We start from the raw sequence: 23,576 nt of genomic DNA, 5'->3' as shown, positions 1-23,576 counted from the left end.
GGGTCCCCTCACATCCGGAAGACGCCGAAGCCGCGGGCGCCTTCCACGGGTGCGGTGTGGATCGCGGACAGGCACAGGCCGAGCACGGTGCGGGTGTCGCGCGGGTCGATGACGCCGTCGTCGTAGAGGCGTCCGGAGAGGAAGAACGGCAGCGACTCGGATTCGATCTGCTGCTCGACCATGGCGCGCAGCGCGGCGTCCGCGTCGTCGTCGTACGGCTGTCCCTTCGCGGCGGCGGAGGCCCGGGCGACGATCGACAGGACGCCCGCGAGCTGCTGCGGTCCCATCACCGCCGACTTCGCGCTGGGCCAGGCGAAGAGGAAGCGCGGGTCGTACGCCCGTCCGCACATGCCGTAGTGGCCGGCGCCGTAGGAGGCGCCCATGAGCACGGAGAGATGCGGAACCCGGGAGTTGGACACCGCGTTGATCATCTGAGCGCCGTGCTTGATGATGCCGCCCTGCTCGTACTCCTTGCCGACCATGTAGCCGGTGGTGTTGTGCAGGAAGACCAGCGGGATGTCGCGCTGGTTGGCGAGCTGGATGAACTGCGCCGCCTTCTGCGACTCCTCGCTGAACAGCACCCCCTGGGCGTTGGCCAGGATGCCGACGGGATAGCCGTGCAGGGACGCCCAGCCGGTGGCGAGGCTGCTGCCGTAGAGCGGCTTGAACTCGTCGAAGTCCGAGCCGTCGGCGATCCGGGCGATGACCTCGCGCGGGTCGAACGGAGTCCTCAGGTCGCCGGGGACGATGCCGAGGAGCTCGTCCTCGTCGTACTTCGGCGGCCCGGCGGGGCCCGGATCGGGGTGCGCCTTGCGGTGGTTGAGACGGGCGACGACGCGGCGCGCCTGCCGGAGCGCGTCGGGTTCGTCGACGGCGAAGTGATCGGCGAGGCCGGAGGTGCGGGCGTGCATCTCGGCGCCGCCCAGCGACTCGTCGTCGCTCTCCTCGCCCGTGGCCATCTTGACCAGCGGCGGCCCGCCGAGGAAGACCTTCGCCCGCTCCTTCACCATGATCGTGTGGTCGGACATCCCGGGGATGTACGCGCCGCCGGCCGTGGAGTTGCCGAACACCACGGCGATGGTGGGGATCCCGGCCGCCGACAGCCGGGTGAGGTCCCGGAAGAGCGCCCCGCCCGGGATGAAGATCTCCTTCTGGCTGGGCAGATCCGCGCCGCCCGACTCGACCAGACTGACCACCGGGAGGCGGTTGGCGAAGGCGATCTCGTTGGCGCGCAGGGCCTTCTTGAGCGTCCAGGGGTTGCTGGCACCGCCGCGCACGGTCGGGTCGTTGGCGGTGATCAGGCACTCGACGCCCTCGATCACCCCGATGCCGGTGACGAGGGAGGCGCCCACGGTGTAGTCGCTGCCCCAGGCGGCGAGCGGGGAGAGCTCCAGGAAGGGCGTGTCCGGATCGAGGAGCAGTTCGATCCGCTCGCGGGCGAGCAGCTTGCCCCGCTTCCGGTGCCGGGCCACGTACTTCTCGCCGCCGCCCGCCAGGGCCTTGGTGTGCTCGGCGTCGAGATCGGCGAGCTTGGCGAGCATCGCGGCACGGTTGGCCGCGTAGTCGGCGCCGGCGGTGTCGAGCGCGGAGGGGAGCACGGTCATCGGGTGCCCTCCCGCGTCTCTCGCATCTCCCGCATCTCCCGCATCTCCCTCGGTTTCCGTGTCTCCCGCGTCTGTCGCGGTTTCCGGCGGCGCTCCGGGTGCCGGTTCGGCGGACGCGTCACAGCAGTACCTCCGGTATGTCCAGGTGGCGGGCGCGCAGCCACTCCCCCAGGGCCTTCGCCTGCGGGTCGAAGCGGGCCTGGGAGGCGACGCCCTCGCCCAGCAGGCCGTCCACGGTGAAGTTCAGGGCGCGCAGCCCCGGCAGTACATGGCGGGTGACGGGCAAAGCCCGTACCTCGGGCAGGAGTTCGCGCAGCCGGTCCACCGTCAGCTCATGGGCCAGCCAGCGCCAGGCGTGGTCCGTCTCCGCCCACAGACCGACGTTCGCGCTGCCGCCCTTGTCCCCGCTGCGCGCCCCCGCGACCTGACCGAGCGGTGCGCGGCGGGTCGGCAGACCGGGCGGAAGCGGCTCGGGCAGGGGCGGCTCGGGGACCTCCTCCAGCGGCCGCGTCGTCGGCGGCGGCTCCACGGCGACACGCTCCCCGTCCGGCAGCACGGCCGTGTGCGGTACCCCGGCCGCGTCCACGAACACCGCCTCGAACACCCCGTACGGGGATCCCGGGCCGGGCGGGGCCGTGAGGTGGAAGCCGGGGTAACTGGCCAGCCCGAGCTCCACGGCCGCCCCGCTGACCCGGCGGCCGACCGCCTCCGCGTCCGGATCGCGGACCACCAGCCGCAGCAGCGCGCTCGACTCCTCCTCCACGGGCGCGTCGGCGCGGTCCGTGCGGGCCAGTGTCCAGCGCACCTCGGCGGGGCGGCGGGACGCCAGCGCGGCCTCCATCTGGTCGCGCACCAGCCGGGCCTTGGCCTCGATGTCCAGCCCGGTCAGCACGAAGACGACCTCGTTGCGCCAGCCGCCGATCCGGGTCAGCCCGGCCTTGAGCGCCGGCGGCGGCGCCTCGCCCCGCACACCGCTGATCCGCACCCGGTCCGGGCCGTCCGGCGCGAGGCGTACGGAGTCCAGGCGGGCGGTGACGTCCGGCCCGGCGTAGCGTGCGGCGGCCGTCTCGTAGAGGAGCTGCGCGGTGACCGTTCCGGTGGTGACCACGCCGCCGGTGCCCGGGTGCTTGGTGATGACGGAGCTGCCGTCCGCGTGCAGCTCGGCGACCGGGAAGCCGGGGTGGCGCAGGGACGGGAGGCCGTGCCGGGTGAAGAAGGCGTAGTTGCCGCCGGTCGCCTGGGTGCCGCATTCGAGGACGTGTCCGGCGACGACCGCTCCGGCGAGGGCGTCCCAGTCGTCGGGCGCCCAGCCGAAGTGCGCGGCGGCCGGTCCGGTGACGAGCGCGGCGTCCGTGACCCGGCCGGTGACCACCACGTCGGCACCCGCGCGCAGGCAGGCGGCGATGCCCGCGCCGCCGAGGTAAGCGTTGGCGGTGAGAACACCCCCGCCCCAGCCCTCGCCTTCCCCACCGTGCCGACCGGCGCGGTGCAGGAGGTCGTCACCCTCGACATGCGCGACCCGCACGGGGACGCCGACGCGCTCCGACAGGGCACGGACCGCGTCGGCGAGCCCGGCGGGATTCAGGCCGCCGGCGTTGGTGACGATCTTCACGCCCCGTTCGGCGGCGAGACCGAGGCCCTCCTCCAGCTGGCGCAGAAAGGTCTTGGCGTAGCCGCGGGAGGGGTCCTTGAGGCGGTCCCGGCCCAGGATGAGCATGGTCAGCTCGGCCAGATAGTCACCGGTGAGGACGTCCAGCGGGCCGCCGGTCAGCATCTCGCGGACGGCGTCGAAGCGGTCGCCGTAGAAGCCGGAGGCGTTGCCGATGCGGAGGGGGGCGGGGGTCCCGTCGGGGGCGGAGGCCGAGGTGAGGGCGCTGGCTCTCAGGTCGGTTCCGTTCACCGGCGCGGTCCTGTGGTCCGGTGACGTGCCGGACTGCGGGATGCGGGACTGCGGGGTGCGGGACTGCGGGGCACCGGCGGGCGAGGCACCGGCCGACGGGGCTCCGTCTTCCGGCGGGGTCCCGTTCCCGGCCGCTTTACCGGCCCCGGTCACAGGGCTGCTCCCGCACCGTCGGCGCTGCCCCCGCCGATCCCTTCCACGGTCGCCGGTTCACGCCCGTTGCCGGGCGGCCCGGCGAACGCTTGAGCGATGTCCAGCCAGTGCGCGGCGTCCGGGCCCTCGGCCCGCAGGGCCAGGTCTGAGCGGTGCGCCCGCTGGGTGGCCAGCAGACAGAAGTCGAGGGCGGCACCGGTGACGCGCTGCGCGGCGTCCTCGGGCCCGTACACCCACAAGTCCCCGTCCGGGGCCGTCAGTTCCACCCGGAACTCCTGGGCGGGCGGTACGAGCCCGTGCACCATGTACGCGTAGTCGCGGGCCCGCACCCCGATCCGTACGACATGGCGCAGCCGAGCCGTCGGCTCACGGCGGACCCCGAGCGCGTCGGCCACGTCCTGTCCGTGGGCCCAGGTCTCCATCAGGCGGGCCGTCGCCATAGAAGCCACGCTCATCGGCGGCCCGTACCAGGGGAGCCGGACCCCGGCAGGCCGGCCGGCGAGGGCGCGGTGAAGGGTTGTGCGACCGGTACGCCAGCGGTCGAGGAGGGCTGCGGGCGGTAGCTCGTCGACCAGCCGCTGAGCACCGTCGTCGACGAAGGTCTCGGGCGAGGTGAGCGCCTGGGCCGCGTCCTCGGCGAAGGCGCCGGGGTCGGTGGCCGCGAGCAGGGCACGCTCGTCGGTCCAGGCGAGATGGGCGATCTGGTGCGCGACGGTCCACCCGGGTGCGGGGGTCGGCATGCTCCAGCGTTCGGCGGCGAGCGGTGCGACAAGCTGCTCCAACTCCTCGCCCTCGGCATGGAGATCGCCGAGCACTGCTGCTGGATCGGCCACGGGGTGCTCCCTTGTACGGACGGCGGAGACGGCGGTCTACGGAGGTGTACGGAGGTGCGTGGTGAAGTTGCGGGCTTCAGGCGCCGCGCGTGGGCACGGGAGGCGGGACAAGGACTGCTGTTGAGCGTGCCCCGTTGCCCGGACGGCTTGATACGGCCGGACGGCGAGGCGGCCGGTACTCGGCCGACCGTTCCGCCGGCCGGTTGGCTGCCGGGGCGGCGCAACGGCGCGGCGTGGACCGACTGTGGCAGCAGAACAAGAAACAAGCAAGCGTGCTTGCATTATTTTCTCCGCTCCCTCGCACACCCGCACACCCGCACACCCGCACACCCGCACACCCGCACACCCGCACACCCGCGGACGATCTCCTCATCCCCGGCCGGGTCGAGGATCTCCGTGCCACCACACCCCCTCCCCATACCGGTATGACATGCCGGTAAGACATGCCGCATCCGGCGTAATGGCTCGCTGAGCCGCTCAACCGCGTCACGCTGAGCCACAGTGACCACGACCCTGCCGGGGGCCCGTGTGCGCAGATCACGTGAACGGACCTCCGAGTGGATCCGCTGCGAACACCGGACGGAACACAAGGTGCCGGAGCGCGCGGCCTGTGCCGGGCACGGGAAACGGAGAGCTGCCGCCCGGCCCCGGTGCTGCGTTCGGAGGCCGGGACGGCAGCCACACCGGTCTGCGAACCACTCCCCGCACGAAGACCACGCAGCGAAAGGGCGACCGGTCATGGCAGTGGATGAGAACCGGCCAGGCAAGGACACCACGAACCGGTCGGAGGGGTTCGGCGAGCGGCTGCTGGGGCTGCTGCTGGACCGGGCCCACGAGATGCCGCCCCAGCTCATCGCCCCATTGATCGCGGAAGAGGTCGCCAAGGTCGGTGGCCGCGACGTCTCGATCCTCCTGCAGGACTACGCGCAGCAAGTGCTGGTGCCGCTACCGGGCCGGCTGCTGGTCGTCGGCGAACCCGAGCCGATCGGTGATTCCCCCGCGGGCGCGGCCTTCCTGCACGGCACTGTCATCGAGGTTCCTCAGGCTGACGGTGTCCGCATGTTCCTGCCCTTGCTGGACGGCAGCGACCAGGTGGGGGTGATGGCCCTCACCCTGTCCGTCGTGGATGACGACGACAGGAGGCTGCTGCGCAGACTCGCCGGTCTGGTCGCCGACATGCTGGTGACCAAGCACAGCTACACCGACCAGTTCTTCCAGGCCCGGCGGCTCGAACCTATGAGCGTGGCCGCGGAGATCCAATGGTCGCTGCTGCCCCCGCTGGCCATGGCCGTTCCCCAGGTCGCCGTCGCGGGGATTCTCGAGCCCGCATACAACGTCGCCGGTGACAGCTTCGACTACGCCCTCAACGACGACGTCCTGCACATGGCCGTGATCGACGCGATGGGCCACGGTCTCCGCGCCGCCACCATGGCGACCGTCGCCATCGGCGTCTATCGGCACGCCAGACGCGCCCATGTGGGACTGGCCGGGATCTACTCCTTCATGGACCAGGCCATTGCGGAGCAGTTCGGGACCGAACACTTCGTCACAGCGCAGATGATGCGTCTGGACATCACCACAGGTCACCTGCAATGGGTCAACGCGGGCCACCCGGCACCCCTGTTGATCCGCAACCACCAGGTCGTCCGGCGCCTGGACAGCCCGACCACCCTGCCGGTGGGCTTCGGCGGTGAAATGCCTTCGATCAGCGAGCAGATCCTCCAGCGGGGCGACCGGGTTCTGTGCTTCACCGACGGCGTGATCGAGGAGCACCGAGCGGGCGAAGAGCAGTTCGGCGAGGAACAGCTCATCGCCTGGGTCAACCGCATCGAGCACACGGAGGAGGGGGTGCGGGCCATGGTGCGTTCTCTCTCCCACACCCTGAAACGAGAACGGGGCGGAAGCACCAGCGATGACGCGACGCTCTTCCTGATCGAGTGGCGCGGGGGCGCGGCAGACCATCTCGCCACCGTGGAATGACCCGGCAAGCCGCCGATCGGTTCGGCATCCCTGCAAGTCCGGCAGTCCGGCAGTCCGGCAGTCTCACGCAACGCACCGGGGAACCGGGGCCGACGTCACCACGTCGGCCGGATGACCGGTTCTCGGCGTAGCACAGGTGCCCGTTCGGCTGCCCCTCCGGCATCTACTGTCGAGCGGGGCCCTGCAGTTCCCTTCGCATGAGAACGCACACCGTCTCGTGTCGGCTGATCAGCCCGTTGGGCCCTTCCAGATCCCAGGCATCGGGCCTGCGGCCGTACGCGACGTAGCCCAGACGCTCGTACAGGGCGCGAGCCCGGGGGTTGTTCTCCTCCACGGCGATTTCGGCCCTGCTCAGGCCGCGGTCCCTGATCCTCTGTTCGGCGGCCCGGATCAGCAAGGTTCCCAATCCGCAGGACCGGAGAGCCGGGAGCACGGCGAGTTGCCACAAGGTCCCGGCTTCCTCGGCCACCTGGTAGTCGACGCCGCCGATCGCCACCGGCAGATCCATCCGAGTGGTCACGGCCAGGTAGTCGACCTCGCCGACCGCAGCACGCGCCAGCTCTCGCTCCACCTGGCGCAGGTGAGTTGCCGAGCCCGACCAGGCACATGCAGGGAGGTCCCGGGGCAGTAAGTCACGCACGCCGACGGGCATGACGACGGTGGCATCGGCCGGTCCCTGTTCAGTGCTCACGGCCGTGAGCGTGCCGAGCGGCCCGATGACACGTCAACATGTTTCTCCAGTCCGGGAGCACACGTCGGCCCGGCCCGGTCCGCATAGGCGCAGTCCCCGCTGTCGTTTCCGATTGGTGGTGGCGAGGGTCGCGCGGACGTGAGGTGCAGTGGCCGGGTGTGCTGGGCGGACTGGGCTGAGCGGGAGCGGAGGTGCGGGGCGGCCGGACTGTGGCGTGCTGGTGGGGGTTACGGCACCGGGTGGGCAGGGCCGGAGTGGTGGCGGATGCGTCGCGGGCTGTCCGGTGCCGTGCTGGTTGGCCTTACGGCGCCGGGTGGGCGGCGCGATGGTGGTCGCGGGTGCGTTGCGGGCCGACGGGTGGGTGTCGGGTGGGGGTTACGGCATCCGTGCTGGGGGTGGGCCGGTGGTCGGTCGTCTATCCGGTGCCGTGCGCGCCCGGGGTCGTTCGGAAAGACGATGGCGTGGCTGGTGCCGGTGGGTGGTTGCGGGGGCACACGCGCGCCTGGGCTTCTCGGCTTTCCCTCTCGTCGTGGCGGGCTGTCGATGGTGACGGTCGTAGCGGGCGGCGTGACGGGCTCTGTCCTCTAATCTCGCCGGTTGCCGGTTGGTGGGTGCTGGAAGCAACTCGTGCCCGTTGACGCCAAGGTGTGTGCCGTCGCCGGTGCTCCCGATGCCAAGGTGCGCGCGGCCCCTGTCAGGTGTTGCCCGCCCGGTGGTGGCCCGGGGTGTTTCGGGTGTTGGGCATGGGTGTGGGCCCCTCCGCGCGGTGTCGGAGGGGCTGGTGCCGGTGGCTGCGGCCTGCTCGGCGGCGGCCGGGGGTGGGGCTAGGTGGTGTGGGTGTGGGGTGGGTTGGTGTAGGTGTGGCCGGTCGGTGCCGTCCAGCGGACCTCGCCGGTGTCGGGGTCGCGCTGCACCTGCCAGTCGGTGCGGTGTTTGAGAAGGTGGTGGCGTCGGCACAGCGGCATCAGATTGTCCGGCTCCGTCGCCCCGCCCGCTGTCGGGTCCTGGTGGTCGAACGGTTCGATGTGGTCCAGGTCGCAGCGGTGGGCGGGCATCTGGCAAGAGGGGAAGGTGCAGGTCATGTCGCGGGCGATGACGTGGCGCTGGGTTTCCGCGGTGGGGTGGTAGGTGGTGGGGTCGGTCTTGATCAGCAGGCCGGTGGTGGGGTGGGTGATCAGACGCCGCCAAATGGTGCCGGGGGCGAAGGCCACCTCCCGTGCCGCGGTGGCGCTGACCGGCCCGTACCCCTTGAGCTGTCCGGGCTCCTCATCCACCCCGATGAGCGTGTCCATCGACACCGTCACCTGGACCACCGCCGCAGAGCGGCCACCGGGGGTGTCCGTCCCGGCGGGGCGGTTGACGACCAAGTCATACAGGGCGTCCACGCGCTTCTGGTTCAGGGTGCGCCCGTCGTCGGTGAAGGTGGCGGCGTGGGCGTCGACGGCCGCGTCGAGCTGTGCGGCTTGCGGGGTGGGGAGGAACGCGGTCCAGGTGGCCATGCCGTCCTCGGTGGCCCGGTGCCAGATCGTACGGTCCTCCCGCCGCCGGCGGTGCCGCACCTCCGCCCCCTGCGGGTCGGCCTTGAGGACCGCGCGGTTCAGCGCCCGCCGGGTCTGGCCGACGGACTGGGCGGGCATCTTCGGCACCACCAGGGCCTCCACCCGCGCGGCGGCCTCGGGGTCGAGGGTGCCGGTGACCTCCGCCACCGCCTTCGCCTGCAGATAGCAGATCTCCCCGCGCTCCAACAGGCCCACCGTGGTGGGGAAGCGTCCCTCCAGGGTGGTGGCGACCGCCAGGCGGTCCGCGGCCGTGTTTCCCGACAGCTTCAACGCGCAGGCGACATCCTCACAGGCGAAGTTCCAGTCATAGTCCACCCAGCCCATCTCATTCGGCGTCGCCTCCAGCGCATCCGCCTCGATATCGGCCAGCAGACGCACCTGCTGCGCCTGGATCCAGGAGGTGTGCCGCTCCCAGGCCTTCAGCGCGTCGATCCGCCCCGTGGTGGAGAGTTGCTCGCGTTCCAGCAGAGCGAGCATCGCCGCTGTCTGCGGACCCGGCACAGCCGACGCCAGGTGGGCGGCCCACTCATCCGCCGTCACCGGCTGTCCCGGCACCCCGGTCGTGGCCGTGTCGTCGTGGTCGAGCAACGTGGCCTGCATGACATTCCCCCCGTCCGGATCACCGCGTGAACTCCCGCCCTCACGGAGCGAGTTCCTACCCCCTATTTTCCGTCACGTACGGTGATGAATCCAGGTCCAGAGCATGGAACCACCCGAACGAGTGAGCGAAAGCGGACCCGGGAACTCCACTCATCGCCCACACCGAACACCAGCAACGCCACCCGCCCACGACCACGGCCACCAGCAGCCCGCCACGACGCAGCAGAGGGCCGGAGAACCCCAACGCCCAGCGCTTCCGCGAAGCCCCCACCCCAGCGGCAGCCGACACTCCCGCAGCAGTCACGACAGCCGGACTCAACCGCCACCACCGACAGCCCGCCACGACGGCGGGTAAGCCGAGAAGCCCAGGCGCGCGTGTGCCCCCTCAACCACCCACCGGCACCAGCCACGCCATCGCTTTTCAAAACGACCCCGGGCGCGCACGGCACCGGATAGACGACCGACCACCGGCCCACCCCCAGCACGGATTCCGTAACCCCCACCAAAACAACAACGGGCAGCCCGCGACGCACCGGTCACCACCATCGCGCCGCCCACCCGGCGCCGTAACCCCAATCACCCACCGCCCGTACGCGTCCACCGGCATCACACCGACGCATACCCTGCGTGCCAGCGTCGTCGCGGCCGCTCGGAGGCGTCGGTCCCGTCCAGCAGTGCGGCGCGGCCACCCGAGGTGAGCCAACCTGAGACGCAAGGAAGCCCCGGTACGAGCCTCTTCGTTTCGCCGCGCCCGAGTCGTCGTCCGCAGACCGGGAGGCCGGCCTGCCCGCTCAGCCATGTGCCGCAGCACGGCCAACGGGAGCGGCTGCGCCGTCTTCTGCGGCTCGGTCGTCGCTCCGACCTTCCAGCCGTTCCCCCTGATCTGCCTGCTGTGCGTCCACCCCGCTGCCCCCGCCTGCTCCGCCCGCTCCGTCTGCCGCCCACTCCCTTTCCTTCGCCGCCTCCGCCGCCCGCACCTCTCGCATCTCCTGTGCGTTCTGCACCTCTTGCGTCCCGGCGGCGTCCGGTCCGTCGGCTGTGGGCAAGCCGAGTTCGAACCACACCGTCTTGCCGATACCGCACGGTCGACGGTGAGCACCCCACCAGTCGGCGAGGGCGTTCACCAGAGCCAGTCCACGGCCCGACTCGTCGGCTTCCGTCGCCAATCGGAGACGCGGCATCTCGTCGCCCGCGTCCGACACCTCGACGCGCAGGGCCGGTCCGTCCGCCACGCAGCGGATGTTGATCTGGCGGCCGGGGGACGTCCGTGCGTGCCGGTAGGCGTTGGTCACCAGCTCGCTGAGCAGGAGGACGGCCGTTTCCACGGTCTCGTCGGGGAGTTGCCAGGAGCGTGCCTGCTCGCGCAGCAGCGTCCGGGCGCGGCTCACGCTGCGCGCGTGGCGCGGCAGGCGCCATTCGATGTCGCGGGGCAGCTTGCCAGGGTTTACGTCCACAGGCGTGCCGACCGGTCGGGAATCGCCCGTGAGGGGAGTCTTTGCGCTGTTCACGCTGCCAGCGTGCTGATGCGCTCCTAGCCTCCCCAAGGAGCGGAACGGGTACGGAGCGTAGCCGTACCCCGTGCGCATCCGGGTTCCGGAGCGATGGCCGGGGACCGGGAACCGAGCACCGAGGAGGCGGGGCGCAGTGACCACGGAGAACCCCCAGCCGCCGATGGCATGGCGGTACTGCGGCAACCAGATCAAACTGTGGCGGACCCAAGCGGGCATCAGCCGCGAGCAGTTGGGCAGGGAGGCGAACTACGAGTACGACTCGGTCAAGTCGATGGAGCAGGGCCGCCGGAAGCCCACCCTGCGGCTGCTCCAGGTCGCCGACGAGATGTGCGGGGCGCACGGGCTGTTGCTCGCGGCTCAGGACTATCTCAAGCCGGAGAAGTACCCGGCCCGTACGCAGGACTTCATGGCGGCCGAGGAGGCGGCCGTCGCGCTGCACTCGTACGCGACCCTGCTCATCCCCGGTCTGTTGCAGACCGAGGCATACGCCCGGGCGCTGATCGGCAGTCACTGTCCGCCGCTGGACGACGAGACGGTCGATGAGCGGGTGGCCGCCCGCCTCCAGCGCCAGGAGAAGCTGACACGCAAGCCGCCTGTCCTCTTCAGCTTTGTGATCTACGAGGCGGCGCTGCGGAGCATGGTCGGTGGACCCGAGGTCATGAGGCCGCAGCTTCGCCACCTGGTGAAGACCGGCGAGCTGCGCAACGTCTCCGTCCAGGTACTCCGTGCCGGGCCCGGCTCCGTTACCGGGCTCAGCGGTCCGTATGTCCTTCTGGAGACCTCGGAGCACGAGCAGTACGCCTATGTGGAGGGACAGGAGACGGGGGCTCTGTACACCGATCCCGGCAAGCTCAGCGCACTCGTCCAGCGCCATGGAATGATCCGGATGGAGGCCCTCGGCACGGAGGAGTCGGCCCGGTTCATCGAGAAGGTGGCGGAGGAACTATGAGTGCGCGACTCGCGTGGTTCAAGTCCAGCTACAGCGACAGCGGAGGCGGCAACTGCGTCGAAGTGGCCCTCTCCTGGCGGAAGTCCAGCCACAGCGACTCCGAAGGCGGCGACTGCGTCGAGATAGCCGACTGCCCCGGCGCCGTCCACGTCCGTGACTCCAAGGACCGGTCCGGTCCACAGCTCCTCCTCGCGCCCGCCGCATGGGCGGCCTTCGTCGCACACGCGGCGCGGCAGCCCTTGGCGTAGCGGGCCGTCAGCCGTTCTCTTCCGCGCCGTCCTCCGACGGCCTCCGGGCGGGCCTCGTGGCGGCCTTCAACTCGTTGGCCAGAGCGTCATCCGGTCGGCCCCGGCCCGTTCTCCAGCCCTTCCGCCAGCACCTCCGCCAAGTGGCGCGCCCGGCGGCCCGCGAGCTGGTCGAGCTGGGTGCGGCAGGAGAAGCCGTCGGCGAGGACTTCGGTGTCCGGGGCGGCGTCGCGTACGGAGGGCAGGAGTTGTTCCTCCGCGCAGGCGACCGAGACGTCGTAATGCCCGCGTTCGAAGCCGAAGTTGCCGGCGAGGCCGCAGCAGCCGCCGGACAGGTCGCCCGTCAGCCCGGCCCGCTCCCGCAGTTTGCGTTCAGCGGCGTCGCCCAGGACGGCGTGCTGGTGGCAGTGGGTCTGGCCGACGACGGGGCGGTCCAGGCGCGGGGGCTGCCAGTCGGGGGCGTACTGGTCGAGTGCCTGGGCGAAGGTGGTCACCGCCTCCGCCAGTCGCGCCGCACGCGGGTCGTCGGACAGCAGTTCAGGCAGGTCGGTTTGGAGCGCGGCGGTACAGCTCGGTTCCAGGCCGACCACCGGCAGGCCCGCCTCCAGGGCGCGCGCCATGACGTCCAGGGTGCGCCGCATGACCTTGCGTGCGCCGTCCAGTTGCCCGGTGGACACCCATGTCAGCCCGCAGCACACCCGCTTGGGCGGTACGACGACCCGCAGGCCCGCAGCCTCCAGTACGGCCACGGCCGAGCGGCCGACGGAGGGCGAGAGGTGGTTGGTGAAGGTGTCCGGCCAGAGCACGACCGTGCGGCGGCGGTCGGGGTCCGTCCCGGCACGGCCGGAGCCGGTGGGGCGGGGCGATCCGGCGGAAGCGGGAGTCGCCTCCGTCTCGGCTGTGGCTCCGGTCTCGGCTCCGGTCTCCGCTCCGGTCTCCGCTCCGGTCTCCGCTCCGGTCTCCGTCGCCTTCTCCCTCTGTCCCTCCGCCTCCGCTGCTGCGCCCATCCCCGCATCCGCCGCCGCATCCGCACCCGCACCCGCCTCCGCCGCCCGGCGGCGCCACCAGCGCCGGAACGTCTCCCGCGCCAGCTCCGGCAGTTCCCGTTCCGGCGCGATGCCGCCCAGCCGCTTCACCGCCGATGCCAGTGGTGCCACCCGGGCCAGCCGGTTGGCCAGGGGCGCCAGCACCGGTGCCACCGGCGCCGTCGCGCGCAGCCAGAGCGGCAGCCGCCCCATCGCGTAATGGGCGGCCGGCCGCAGCCGGCCCGCGTAGTGGTGGTGCAGGAACTCGGCCTTGTACGTGGCCATGTCGACGTTGACCGGGCAGTCGCTGCGGCAGCCTTTGCAGGACAGGCAGAGGTCCAGCGCCTCCCGCACCTCCTCCGAGCGCCAGCCGTCCGTGACGATGCCGCCGGGCCCGTCCGCCGCCCCCGCCAGCATCTCGTGGAGCAGCCGGGCCCGGCCGCGGGTCGAGTGCTGCTCCTCGCCGGTGGCGCGGAAGGACGGGCACATGACGGCGGTCCCGGGGGCCGCCGTGTTCCGGCACTTGGCGACGCCCACGCAGCGGCGCACGGCCGCCGTGAAGTCCCCGCCGTCGTGCGGGTAGCCGAAGGCGACGTCCACGGGTTTCCCCGGCAGGACAGCGAAGCGGAGGTTCTCGTCGAGGCGGTGGGGGCGGACGAGCATGCCCGGGTTGAGACCGCCCGCCGGGTCCCAGAGTGTCTTGAACTCCTCGAACGCACCGACCAGTTCGTCTCCGTACATCCGCGGCAGCAGTTCGGCCCGCGCCTGCCCGTCGCCGTGTTCGCCGGAGAGGGAGCCGCCGTGGGCGACGACCAGGTCGGCGAGGTCGGTGGAGAAGCTCCGGAAGCGGGCGATGCCGGGGCCGGTGAGCAGGTCGAAGTCGATCCGGACGTGGATGCAGCCGTCGCCGAAGTGCCCGTACGGGGTGCCGCGCAGGCCGTGTTCGGTCAGGAGTGCGCGGAAGTCGCGCAGATACGGGCCGAGGCGCGCGGGCGGTACGGCGCAGTCCTCCCACCCGGGCCAGGCCTCGCTGCCGTCGGGCATCCGGGTGGCGGTGCCGGAGGCGTCCTCGCGGATCCGCCACAGGGCGCGCCGGTGGGAGGGGTCGGTGACGACGACGCTGTCCGTGGTGCCGTCGGCCGCGGCCCGGCACAGCCGCTCCGCGCGGGCCCGCGCCTCCTCCGGTCCGGAGCCGCCCGTCTCGACGAAGAGCCAGGCCGCGCCCCGGGGCAGGGAGGCGGCGGCCGGGGCGGGTACGAGGTCGGAGGCCATGCCCTCGACGGTCAGCGGCCCGTACGGGAGGAGGGTGTGGGCGGCCTCGGCGGCGGCGCTCTCGTCCGCGTAGCCGAGTACGGCCAGCGCGTGGGCGGCGGGGGCCTCGACGAGCCGTACGGCGGCCCGGGTGAGGACGCCGAGGGTGCCCTCGCTGCCGGTGAAGGCGCGGGCCCAGTCGGTGCCGTTCTCGGGCAGGAGGGCGTCCAGCGCGTAGCCGGAGATGCGCCGGGGCAGACCGGCGGGGAAGCCGGTGCGCAGCAGAGCGCGGCGGCGTGCGACGAGGGCTTCGGCTCCCTCGCGCAGGGCGGTCGGGAGCGTTGTCCCCCCGGGGCCGGCGGCGCTGGCGGAGTCTCCGTCCCCGGCCGCCAGGTGGGCGTACTCGCCGCCGTACGTCAGGACGTCCAGGGCGCGGACGTTGTCGGCGGTGGTGCCCCAGGCGACGGAGTGCGCGCCGCAGGAGTTGTTGCCGATCATGCCGCCGATGGTGCAGCGGCTGTGCGTGGACGGATCGGGGCCGAAGGTCAGCCCGTGGGCCGCGGCCGCCGTGCGGAGGCTGTCGCAGATGGCTCCGGGCTCGACGACTGCCGTACGGGTCTCCGGGTCGAGGGAGACGATCCGGTTCAGGTGGCGGGTGAAGTCGAGGACGACGCCGGTGCCCGTGGCCTGGCCCGCGATGGACGTGCCGCCGCCCCGGGGTACGACCGGCACTCCGTGGCGGCGGCAGACGGCGAGCGCCGCGGCCACGTCGTCGGCGTCGCGCGGGGCGACGACGCCGAGGGGCACGCGCCGGTAGTTGGAGGCATCCATGGTCATCAGGGCCCGGCTCGCGGTGTCGAACTCCACGTCTCCGCCGACGGCCCGGCGCAGGTCCCGCGCAAGCCCCGACACATCCGGGCGCGCCGCCCCGGGGCCGGGCCGGGCGGGATCGGGACGCGGGGGGCGGGGGTGCGCGGGGCCGGGCCGTGCCGGGTCGTGATCAGCCATGAGTCCAGACTGCCCGCCGACGGGCTCCGGGCACACCAGGCGGCGGCACGGTGCTGGTCGGCACGGCGCGGTGTGGTGTGGGGCGGTGTGGGGCGGCGGGGTTCGGCGCGGTCCGGTGCGGTCTAGCGCGGTCCGGTGGGCGCGGCGTGGTGGCGGAGACGTGGCCGAGGCGTTGACGGGTACGCCGGGCTGATGGCTGCCGGGCTGCCAGCCGTGGGTTGCTGGACGCCTGGGCCCGGCGCTCGCGCCCAGCGCTCGCGCCCCCGCGCCCGCCGGGCCCACCGGGCCTGCCTGCCTGCCGGCCCGCCGGCCTGCCGCGCATATCGCGCCCGCCGATCGAGCCCTGCCGCCTCGACCCGCCTCGACGGCGACGCTCCCCCGGGCTCCCCGCCCGGCCCCGCGTCAGGACGAGACCGCCGTCTCATCCGGTGGACGAATGCCCCCCGCCTGCACATCCAAGGATTAGGCTGCAGCCGTGGCTGATATCCAGATCCCCGCTGACATCAAGCCCGCCGACGGTCGATTCGGCTCGGGCCCCTCCAAGGTGCGTACGGAGGCGCTCAGCGCGCTGGCCGCCACCGGCAGCTCCCTGCTCGGCACCTCCCATCGCCAGCCCCCGGTGAAGAACCTGGTCGGCAGGGTGCGCGACGGCGTCCGCACACTGTTCTCGCTGCCCGAGGGGTACGAGGTCGTCCTCGGCAACGGCGGCACCACCGCCTTCTGGGACATCGCGACCCACGGCCTCATCGAGCGCAAGTCCCAGCACCTCTCCTTCGGTGAGTTCTCCTCGAAGTTCGCCAAGGCCGCGAAGCTCGCGCCCTGGCTGGAGGAGCCCACCGTCATCACCGCCGACCCCGGTTCCCACCCGGAGCCCACCGCCGAGGCCGGTGTCGACGTCTACGCGTTCACGCACAACGAGACCTCCACCGGTGTCGCCACCCCCATCCACCGGGTGCAGGGCGCCGACGAGGGCTCGCTGGTGCTGGTGGACGCGACCTCCGGCGCGGGCGGCCTGCCCGTCACCATCACCGAGACGGACGTCTACTACTTCGCCCCGCAGAAGTGCTTCGCGGCGGACGGCGGTCTGTGGATCGCCGCGTTCTCCCCGGCCGCCCTGGAGCGTGCCGCCCGGGTGCACGCCTCCGGCCGGCACGTCCCGGAGTTCTTCTCGCTGCCGACCGCGATCGACAACTCGCTGAAGAACCAGACGTACAACACCCCGGCGCTCGCCACCCTCTTCCTCCTCGCCGACCAGCTCGACTGGATCAACGGCCAGGGCGGTCTGGAGTGGGCCGTGCGGCGGACCGCGGACTCCTCCTCCCGGCTGTACGGCTGGGCGGAGAAGGCGGAGTACGCCACCCCGTTCGTCACCGACCCGGCCAAGCGTTCCCAGGTCGTCGGCACGATCGACTTCAACGAGGGCATCGACGCGGCGGCGGTCGCCAAGGTGCTGCGCGCCAACGGCATCGTGGACACCGAGCCGTACCGCAAGCTGGGCCGCAACCAGCTGCGGGTGGCGATGTTCCCGGCCGTCGAGCCGGCGGATGTCGAGGCGCTGACGCAGTGCGTGGACTACGTCATCGAGCGGCTCTGACGGAGCCGCGGAGTTGAGTTGAGACGGTCCGGTCGTGAGCACATCGACCGGCGAGAGCGGGCCCCGGCTGCGACTGCTGCGACAGCCGGGGCCCGCTCCGTTCAGCGGTTGTCAGCAGCCGTCAGCAGCCGTCATCGGCTGAGCCGCTGGTAGCGGCGTACCGCCAGGGGCAGGAAGACGGCCGTGACGATCAGCGGCCACACCACGGCCATGAGCAGCGCGTGCTGTTCGATCCAACTGCCGCCGGAGGGCACCGGATTGCCGAACAGCTCCCGGATGGCGTTGGCCGTGGACGAGACCGGGTTCCACATCGCGACGGCGCCCAGCCAGTCCGGCATCATCGACGGCGGGGTGAAGACGCTGGAGATCATCCCGAAGGGGAAGGCCAGCGCGAAGAGGTTGCCCGCCGCCTCCTGGTTGGGGACGAGCAGTCCGAGGAACACCCCGATCCAGATCAGCGCGAAGCGCAGCAGGATCAGCAGCCCGAAGGCGGCGAGGGTGGCCGGGAAGCTGCCGTCGGAGCGCCAGCCGACGGCGAGGGCGATCAGCGCCAGGACCACGAGGTCCAGGCAGGCGCCGATCACGTCGGAGACGCCGCGCCCGCTCACCACCGCCGAGGGGGCCATGGGCATGGACCGGAAGCGGTCCATGACGCCCTTCTCCTTGTTGATGGCGACCATCATCGCGGTGTTCATGAAGCCGAAGGCCATGGTCATGGCGAACATGCCGGGGAGTGCGTAGTCCTTGTAGTCGTCCGCGCCGACGTCCATGGCGCTGCCGAAGACATAGACGAAGAGCAGGACGGAGACGATCGGGAAGCCCAGCTGCCAGGCGATGTTGGCGGGTTGGCGCGCCAGGTGGGTGAGTTCGTTGCGGACGATGACGAGGCAGTCGGCGACCGCCCAGTAGATCCTGCGCTCGGGGACCGCGAGGTCCGCCGCGAATCCCGCCGCGGGGGGCGGCGCCGCGGGCGGCGCGGACGGGCCGGGGGCGGTCGTACTCGTGGCTGTGCTGCTCGTGCCCGCGCTCGTACCCGTGGTCGTGGCCATGCCCGTCCGCCCTCCGGCTTCCGTTCCGCCCGTGTCCGGGCTCCCGCCCGTGCTGCTCTTGCTGCCCGAACTCGTATCGGTGTGTGCGTTCATGCGGCCCGGCCTGCTTCCCGGGTCCGTGCCGGCTGTTCGGGCTGTTCGGGCTGTCCGGCGTCCCCGGTGCCGTCCTCCGCCCGCCGTCCCGTGATGCGCAGGAAGACCTCGTCCAGGGTCGGCCGCCGGAGCCCGATGTCCTCGACCAAGATCTTCTCGTCCTGGAGGGTCCGCACGACCTCGGTGAGGGCGGCCACGCGGTCGGTCACCGGCGCCGCGACCCGCCGGGCCTCGGGATCGCTGTCCGGCTCGGCGCCCGTGACCCGGGCGACGACCCGGAGCGCGGCCGGGAGGTCAGCGGCCTCCTGGACGACCACCTCGATCCGGTCGCCCCCGATCTGCTGTTTGAGGGCGGCGGGGGTGTCGTCGGCGATGGTGCGCCCCCGTTCGATGACGGCGATACGGTCGGCGAGCTTGTCGGCCTCGTCCAGGTACTGGGTGGTGAGCAGCACGGTGGTACCGCCCGCGACCAGGGAACGCACCGCTTCCCACACCTCGTTGCGGCCGCGCGGGTCGAGGCCGGTGGTGGGCTCGTCGAGGAACAGCACCTGCGGGGCGAGGATCATGCTCGTCGCCAGGTCGAGCCGGCGGCGCATACCGCCGCTGAACTCCTTGACGCCCTTGTCGGCGGCGTCGGTCAGCGCGAACTGCTCCAGCAGTTCCGCGGCCCGGCGCTCCGCCGCCTTCTTGCCGAGGTGGAAGAGGCGGCCGAACATCACCAGGTTCTGACGGGCGGTGGTGATCTCGTCCACCGCCGCGTACTGGCCGGTGAGGCCGATCCGGCGGCGGACCTCGCGCGGGCGGCCCGCCACGTCGATCCCGGCGACCTCGGCCCGTCCGCCGTCGAGGCGCACCAGCGTGGAGAGGATGCGGACGACGGTGGTCTTGCCGGCGCCGTTGGGCCCGAGGAGGCCGTGGACGGTGCCGCGCGCGACGGTGAGGGCGAATCCGTCGAGGGCGCGCTTCTCGCCGTAGCGCTTCTCCAGCCCCTCGGCGAGGACGGCGTGCGGCCCGGGGCTCACGGGCGGGTACGCGGGCCGGTTCGCGGATGGGGTCGCGGACGGGTTCACGGACTGCCTTGCGGTCGGGCCCGCGGTCGGGCCCGACCGCGGGCTCGCCGACGGGTCTCCTGCCGGGTTCACGGGCGGTTGCACGGGCGGTTCCACAGACGATTTCACGGGTGAACTCCCCCTTGGCGAAGCCGGATTCACGCCGGACGCGAACAGAACTGGGTACGGCGTATGCATTTCAGGGTACACCGTACTCAGTGACGCGTACAGCGCACGCGACGGCCACGGGCCGGGCCACGGCACGGCGGCTACGATGGCGGGAAGATGACGACCGAACACAGCGGTAGCGGAGACCTCAGCCGCAGCCTGGAGCTGCTCTGGGGACGCGACGAGCGCCGGACCCGCGGACCGAAGCCCGCCCTGACCCTGGACCGGATCGTCACGGCCGCCGTCGCCGTCGCGGACGCCGAAGGGCTGGCCGCGGTCTCCATGCGGCGGCTCGCGGGCGAACTGGGCGTCGGTGCCATGTCCCTCTACCGCTACGTCCCGGGCAAGGCGGAGCTGCTGGACCTGATGCTCGACAAGGTCAACGGCTTCGACCGCGAGCAGGCGCAGGACCCGGCGCTGCTCGGCTGGCGGGGCACCCTCGAACGGGTGGCCCGCGGCACCTGGGAGCTCTACGGCCGCCACCCCTGGCTGGTCCATGTCGACCAGGCGCGCCCCCTGCTCGGCCCGGGGGCGCTCGCCGGTCTGGAGTACGCGCTGGAGGGCCTCGACGGGCTGCCGCTGGCCGACCCGGAGCGGATCAGCCTGCTCGTCGTCATCGACGGTTACGTCACGGGCACCGCGCGCAGCCGGGTCAACGCCGACCTGGCCGAACAGCGCACCGGCATGAGCGACGAGGAGTTCTGGACGGCGCAGGCGCCCATCCTGGAACGGGTGATGGCGACCGGTGCCTACCCGAAGCTGGCCGCGCTCGGCATGGAGGCGTTCAGCACCCCCTGGGAAGAGGTGTTCGAGTTCGGGCTGCGGCAACTCCTGGACGGCATGGAGACGTTCATCGAACGCCGGCGGCGGGAGCGGGAAGGCGCCGGAGGCGGCGCCGGGAGCGGGCCCGGCGAGAGCGGGCCCGGCGAGAGCGGGCCCGGCGGCAGAGGTGGCGACAGCCGCGCGGACGACGGCAGCGGTGACGACAGCCGCGCGGACGGCGGCGGGCCCCGGTAACGGCAGCACCGGCCGGCTGCCGGGCGGGATCGGCCCCGGTGGCAGCAGCGCCGGTCAGAGGGCCGCGGCACCCGGCAGCCGAAGTCGCGGTCAACCGCCGTCAGTCGCGGCCAGCCGCGGCCAGCCGCGGTCAACCGCGGCGGAACGCCTTCCGTGCGCCCGCCAGCAGCACGGCGACAGCCGCGAGAGCCAGTCCGCCGATGACCAGATTGCGGTCCACCCCGGTCCCGGACTCCCCGTCCGCGCCCGTCCCGTCGCCGTCCGCGGTTCCCTCGCCGTCGGGCTTCCCGCCGTCCGAATCCGCGTCGGCGTCCGCCTTCGCCACCGATTCGGGCAGCAGTTCGCCCTTCAGCTCCACCTTGGTGACGGAGCTCCGCAGGCCCTCCGAGCCGAACATCAGGGCCCGGCCGTCCGGAGTGAAGGTCACCGACTCCCCCTGCCGCTGAACCGGCACGCCGGGGCTCATGGCGAGCTTGACGGGCTTGCCGTCCTGCCAGCGGTACGCACTCCCGCCGAAGTAGCCGCGCACCACCAGCCTGGTCCCGTCCGGGGAGAAGGCCGCGTCGGTGGCCCACTCACCGATGTCGGCGATCCGCCGGAAGGTGTTGACGCCGGACGCGGACGGTTCGGCCGGGCCCTCGTACAGCCCGCCGCCCTCCTTGTGCTTGCTGACGAGGTACATGCGGCCGGTCTTCGGATGCACCATCAGCGACTCGGCGTCCCGGGGGCCGCCGTCGTAGCGGACGGTGAAGCGGGTCGGGGTGACGGTGGTGTCCCGCAGCTTCTCCGGCTCCTTGAAGCGGTAGACCCACACCTCGGGCCAGTTGCCGCCCATGTTGTCGCCGATGTCGCCGACGTGGACCGTGCCGCCCGGGCCGATGGAGATGCCCTCCAGGTCGCGGGGCTCGATCCCGGCGAGCGTGACGGTGGCCACCGTGCGCCCGGTCGCGCTGTCGACGGCGTAGACGTACGGGCCGTCCTCGCTGTCGTTGTGCGTCCAGTAGACGCCCGGGTGGGCGCGGCTCGCGGCCAGGCCGCTGGACTCCGTGATCCGCTCGTCCTCGATGCGGAAGGAGTCCGGGGCGCCGGCCCGCGCCGTGCCGGGAGCCGCCGGGGGTGCCGCCGGGGGTGCCGCCGGGGGTGCCGCCGGGGGTGCCGCCGGGGGTGCCGCCGCGGCGGAGGGTGCCACCGCCGCTGCCACCGGTACGGCTCCGAGACCGGCGAGAGCGGTCACGGCGACGGCCGCGACGGCGCGTGCGCGACGGAGCCGGCCGGGCCCGGGGGCGAGCCGGGCAGGCCCGGGGCGGGCGTCCGGCACGGCACGGGCGGCCGTCCGGAAGAGCGGCTGAGGCGAACGACGAGGCATGGGGCAAGCCTGCCATCCCCCGCGGGTGGGCAGCGTCACGTCGCGGGGCAATGGCTGGTTCCGCGATGATGTCCGAATGCGCATTCTTTTCGTCGGCGATTCCATGACCATCGGGAGCGCCGGCGAGCACACCTGGCGCTACCACATGTGGCAGCACCTCAACCGGAGTTTCGGCGGCCCGTACCGCATCGTCGGACCGCGCACCGCGCTCTACGACCAGCGGGCCGGGGCACCCGTCTCCCAGGACTACGCCGACCCGGACTTCCCCGAGCACGCCCGCGCCCACCTCGCCGGCTGGGGTGAGGGCTGGCTGCAGATGGCGCCGCTGATCCGGGAGACGGTCGCCGCGCACCGGGCGGGCGTGCTGCTGGTCTCCCTCGGCCTGATCGACCTCGGCTTCTACACCAACGCGGAGCAGACGGCCGGGAACGTCCGGCGGTTCGTCGCGGAGGCGCGGGCGGCCAACCCGTCCGTACGGATGCTGATCATGCCCGTGCTGCCCAACGTGCGGGCGGCGGACGACCCCGCGTTCGGCGCCGAGGTGCGGCGTTTCAACGCCCTCCTCGCCGAGGCGGTGGCCGAGCTCGACGGCCCCGGTTCCCCGGTCGTCCTCGCCGGGCCGCCCGCCGGCTGGGATCTGCACCGGGACACCTACGACGGCACCCACCCCAGCGCCCGCGGCGAGCACCGCATGGCGGCGGCGTTCGCGGACGCGCTGTACGAGGAGTGGGGCCTCGGCGCCCCGTACGAGGCGCGGCTCGCGGCGCACTGAGCCCGGGCCGGGCGGGCAGCCGGCCCGAACCGGGCCGGACGGGGTGCGGCGGGCCGAGTGCCGTCCTTGCTTCGAGCGCACTCCAAGGCGTTGGCTGGTGGTCATGGAGTACACGCAACTCGGACGCACCGGACTCAAGGTCAGCCGCCTCGTTCTCGGCACGATGAACTTCGGCCCCACCACCGACGAGGCCGAGAGCCACGCGATCATGGACGCCGCTCTCGACGCGGGCATCAACTTCTTCGACACCGCCAACGTCTACGGCTGGGGCGAGAACAAGGGCCGCACCGAGGAGATCCTCGGCAGCTGGTTCGCCCAGGGCGGCGACCGCCGCGACAAGGTCGTCCTCGCCACCAAGGTCTACGGCAACATGGGGCTCGACGGTCCCGCCTGGCCGAACCACGACAAGCTCTCGGCCCTCAACATCCGCCGGGCCGTGGACGCCAGCCTCAAGCGGCTCGGCACCGACCACATCGACCTCTACCAGTTCCACCACGTCGACCGGGACACCCCGTGGGACGAGATCTGGCAGGCGATGGACGTCCTCGTCCGGCAGGGCAAGATCCTCTACGTGGGGTCGAGCAACTTCGCGGGCTGGAACATCGCCCAGGCCAACGAGACGGCCGCGCGCCAGGGCCGCCTCGGGCTGGTCAGCGAGCAGTGCCTGTACAACCTCTGCGAGCGCCGCGCCGAGATGGAGGTCGTCCCGGCCGCCCGGGAGTACGGCCTCGGGGTCATCGCCTGGTCGCCGCTCCACGGCGGTCTGCTCGGCGGCGCGATCCGCAAGGAGCAGGAGGGCGGCAACCGCCGCGCCGCCTCCGGCCGGGCCGCCGACGCGCTCAAGGACCCGCGGCAGCGCGAACAGATCCAGCGGTACGAGGACCTGCTCGACCGGCACGGCCTGGAGCCGGGCGAGGTGGCGCTGGCCTGGCTGCTCACCCGCCCCGGCGTGACCGGCCCGATCGTCGGACCGCGCACGGCGGACCAGCTGGCCTCGGCGGTGCGGGCCGCCGAACTGACGCTCACGGACGAGGTGCTCGCCTCACTGGACGAGATCTTCCCGGGCCCGGGCCCGTCGCCGGAGGCGTTCGCCTGGTGAGGTCTCCGGACCGCGCCGGAACCGGCCGGTGGGGGCCGTGACGTCGGCTGTGGCAGCCCT

Annotated in this window: 17 protein-coding genes; 7 read left to right on the top strand and 10 right to left on the bottom strand. The window is 72.5% G+C overall.

The window, feature by feature from the left end:
• Positions 1–8 precede the first annotated feature (8 nt).
• From LIX60_RS17900 to LIX60_RS17890, 3 genes are all read right to left on the bottom strand, one after another.
• The gene (locus LIX60_RS17900) at positions 9–1,604 is read right to left on the bottom strand and encodes an acyl-CoA carboxylase subunit beta (RefSeq protein WP_227959337.1); all 1,596 of its coding nucleotides are present in this window, start codon (positions 1,602–1,604) and stop codon (positions 9–11) included.
• 118 nt (positions 1,605–1,722) lie between these two features.
• A complete protein-coding gene (locus tag LIX60_RS17895) occupies positions 1,723–3,504 on the bottom strand; it encodes an acyclic terpene utilization AtuA family protein (protein ID WP_227959336.1) in 1,782 nt (593 codons plus the stop codon).
• A gap of 149 nt (positions 3,505–3,653) precedes the next feature.
• On the bottom strand, positions 3,654–4,490 hold the full coding sequence (locus LIX60_RS17890; RefSeq protein ID WP_227959335.1) for a TIGR03084 family metal-binding protein: 837 nt from the start codon (positions 4,488–4,490) through the stop codon (positions 3,654–3,656).
• Positions 4,491–5,228: 738 nt separating this feature from the next.
• Here LIX60_RS17890 and LIX60_RS17885 point away from each other — a divergent pair.
• Positions 5,229–6,470, top strand: a complete 1,242-nt coding sequence (locus LIX60_RS17885; protein WP_227959334.1) for a PP2C family protein-serine/threonine phosphatase — start codon at positions 5,229–5,231, stop codon at positions 6,468–6,470.
• 163 nt (positions 6,471–6,633) lie between these two features.
• Here the strand turns inward: LIX60_RS17885 and LIX60_RS17880 are convergent, their stop codons facing one another.
• The 3 genes from LIX60_RS17880 to LIX60_RS17870 form a co-directional block, all read right to left on the bottom strand.
• Positions 6,634–7,122, bottom strand: coding sequence for a GNAT family N-acetyltransferase (locus LIX60_RS17880; RefSeq protein ID WP_227962816.1), 489 nt, complete (start codon positions 7,120–7,122; stop codon positions 6,634–6,636).
• A gap of 863 nt (positions 7,123–7,985) precedes the next feature.
• Positions 7,986–9,320, bottom strand: coding sequence for an HNH endonuclease signature motif containing protein (locus LIX60_RS17875; protein WP_227959333.1), 1,335 nt, complete (start codon positions 9,318–9,320; stop codon positions 7,986–7,988).
• A gap of 791 nt (positions 9,321–10,111) precedes the next feature.
• The gene (locus LIX60_RS17870; protein ID WP_227959332.1) at positions 10,112–10,828 is read right to left on the bottom strand and encodes an ATP-binding protein; all 717 of its coding nucleotides are present in this window, start codon (positions 10,826–10,828) and stop codon (positions 10,112–10,114) included.
• Between the two features lie 163 nt (positions 10,829–10,991).
• On the opposite strand from LIX60_RS17870, the gene LIX60_RS17865 reads away from it, so the two are divergent.
• Both LIX60_RS17865 and LIX60_RS17860 read left to right on the top strand, forming a co-directional pair.
• Positions 10,992–11,780, top strand: a complete 789-nt coding sequence (locus LIX60_RS17865; protein WP_227962815.1) for a helix-turn-helix transcriptional regulator — start codon at positions 10,992–10,994, stop codon at positions 11,778–11,780.
• Positions 11,777–12,028, top strand: coding sequence for a DUF397 domain-containing protein (locus tag LIX60_RS17860; protein ID WP_227959331.1), 252 nt, complete (start codon positions 11,777–11,779; stop codon positions 12,026–12,028). The genes LIX60_RS17865 and LIX60_RS17860 overlap by 4 nt, the downstream gene beginning before the upstream one ends.
• Before the next feature lie 86 nt (positions 12,029–12,114).
• Here the strand turns inward: LIX60_RS17860 and LIX60_RS17855 are convergent, their stop codons facing one another.
• Entirely contained in the window at positions 12,115–15,309 is a 3,195-nt protein-coding gene (locus LIX60_RS17855) for an FAD-binding and (Fe-S)-binding domain-containing protein (protein WP_374117875.1), read from the bottom strand.
• A 475-nt stretch (positions 15,310–15,784) separates the two neighbouring features.
• Between LIX60_RS17855 and serC the strand changes: the two genes are divergently transcribed.
• A complete protein-coding gene (gene serC, locus LIX60_RS17850) occupies positions 15,785–16,903 on the top strand; it encodes a phosphoserine transaminase (RefSeq protein WP_227959330.1) in 1,119 nt (372 codons plus the stop codon).
• Between the two features lie 131 nt (positions 16,904–17,034).
• On the opposite strand, the gene LIX60_RS17845 is transcribed toward serC, so the two are convergent.
• Together LIX60_RS17845 and LIX60_RS17840 are read right to left on the bottom strand one after the other, a co-directional pair.
• Positions 17,035–17,952: an ABC transporter permease gene (locus tag LIX60_RS17845; protein ID WP_227959329.1), complete on the bottom strand. Its 918-nt coding sequence runs from the start codon at positions 17,950–17,952 to the stop codon at positions 17,035–17,037.
• 89 nt (positions 17,953–18,041) lie between these two features.
• Positions 18,042–19,067: an ATP-binding cassette domain-containing protein gene (locus LIX60_RS17840; protein ID WP_227959328.1), complete on the bottom strand. Its 1,026-nt coding sequence runs from the start codon at positions 19,065–19,067 to the stop codon at positions 18,042–18,044.
• A 312-nt stretch (positions 19,068–19,379) separates the two neighbouring features.
• Between LIX60_RS17840 and LIX60_RS17835 the strand changes: the two genes are divergently transcribed.
• Entirely contained in the window at positions 19,380–20,279 is a 900-nt protein-coding gene (locus tag LIX60_RS17835) for a TetR/AcrR family transcriptional regulator (protein WP_227959327.1), read from the top strand.
• A gap of 130 nt (positions 20,280–20,409) precedes the next feature.
• Here LIX60_RS17835 and LIX60_RS17830 read toward each other — a convergent pair whose 3' ends face one another.
• A complete protein-coding gene (locus LIX60_RS17830; protein WP_227959326.1) occupies positions 20,410–21,645 on the bottom strand; it encodes a hypothetical protein in 1,236 nt (411 codons plus the stop codon).
• 76 nt (positions 21,646–21,721) lie between these two features.
• On the opposite strand from LIX60_RS17830, the gene LIX60_RS17825 reads away from it, so the two are divergent.
• Positions 21,722–22,417, top strand: coding sequence for an SGNH/GDSL hydrolase family protein (locus LIX60_RS17825; RefSeq protein WP_227959325.1), 696 nt, complete (start codon positions 21,722–21,724; stop codon positions 22,415–22,417).
• 103 nt (positions 22,418–22,520) lie between these two features.
• Positions 22,521–23,516, top strand: coding sequence for an aldo/keto reductase (locus tag LIX60_RS17820; RefSeq protein ID WP_227959324.1), 996 nt, complete (start codon positions 22,521–22,523; stop codon positions 23,514–23,516).
• Positions 23,517–23,576 lie beyond the last annotated feature (60 nt).

Origin of the sequence: Streptomyces sp. S07_1.15 (assembly GCF_020739505.1) — a bacterium.
Lineage (GTDB): Bacteria > Actinomycetota > Actinomycetes > Streptomycetales > Streptomycetaceae > Streptomyces > Streptomyces xinghaiensis.
Note: the sequence above shows the minus strand (reverse complement) of the source record. Positions and strands in the feature narration are given on the sequence as shown.

Excerpts from the sequence above, each read along its gene's own strand:
- LIX60_RS17900 (WP_227959337.1), bottom strand. The coding sequence starts at position 1,604 with ATGACCGTGCTCCCCTCCGCGCTCGACACCGCCGGCGCCGACTACGCG.
- LIX60_RS17885 (WP_227959334.1), top strand. The coding sequence starts at position 5,229 with ATGGCAGTGGATGAGAACCGGCCAGGCAAGGACACCACGAACCGGTCG.
- LIX60_RS17880 (WP_227962816.1), bottom strand. The coding sequence starts at position 7,122 with ATGCCCGTCGGCGTGCGTGACTTACTGCCCCGGGACCTCCCTGCATGT.
- LIX60_RS17875 (WP_227959333.1), bottom strand. The coding sequence starts at position 9,320 with ATGCAGGCCACGTTGCTCGACCACGACGACACGGCCACGACCGGGGTG.
- LIX60_RS17865 (WP_227962815.1), top strand. The coding sequence starts at position 10,992 with ATGGCATGGCGGTACTGCGGCAACCAGATCAAACTGTGGCGGACCCAA.
- LIX60_RS17860 (WP_227959331.1), top strand. The coding sequence starts at position 11,777 with ATGAGTGCGCGACTCGCGTGGTTCAAGTCCAGCTACAGCGACAGCGGA.
- LIX60_RS17855 (WP_374117875.1), bottom strand. The coding sequence starts at position 15,309 with ATGGCTGATCACGACCCGGCACGGCCCGGCCCCGCGCACCCCCGCCCC.
- LIX60_RS17845 (WP_227959329.1), bottom strand. The coding sequence starts at position 17,952 with ATGGCCACGACCACGGGTACGAGCGCGGGCACGAGCAGCACAGCCACG.
- LIX60_RS17835 (WP_227959327.1), top strand. The coding sequence starts at position 19,380 with ATGACGACCGAACACAGCGGTAGCGGAGACCTCAGCCGCAGCCTGGAG.
- LIX60_RS17830 (WP_227959326.1), bottom strand. The coding sequence starts at position 21,645 with ATGCCTCGTCGTTCGCCTCAGCCGCTCTTCCGGACGGCCGCCCGTGCC.
- LIX60_RS17825 (WP_227959325.1), top strand. The coding sequence starts at position 21,722 with ATGCGCATTCTTTTCGTCGGCGATTCCATGACCATCGGGAGCGCCGGC.
- LIX60_RS17820 (WP_227959324.1), top strand. The coding sequence starts at position 22,521 with ATGGAGTACACGCAACTCGGACGCACCGGACTCAAGGTCAGCCGCCTC.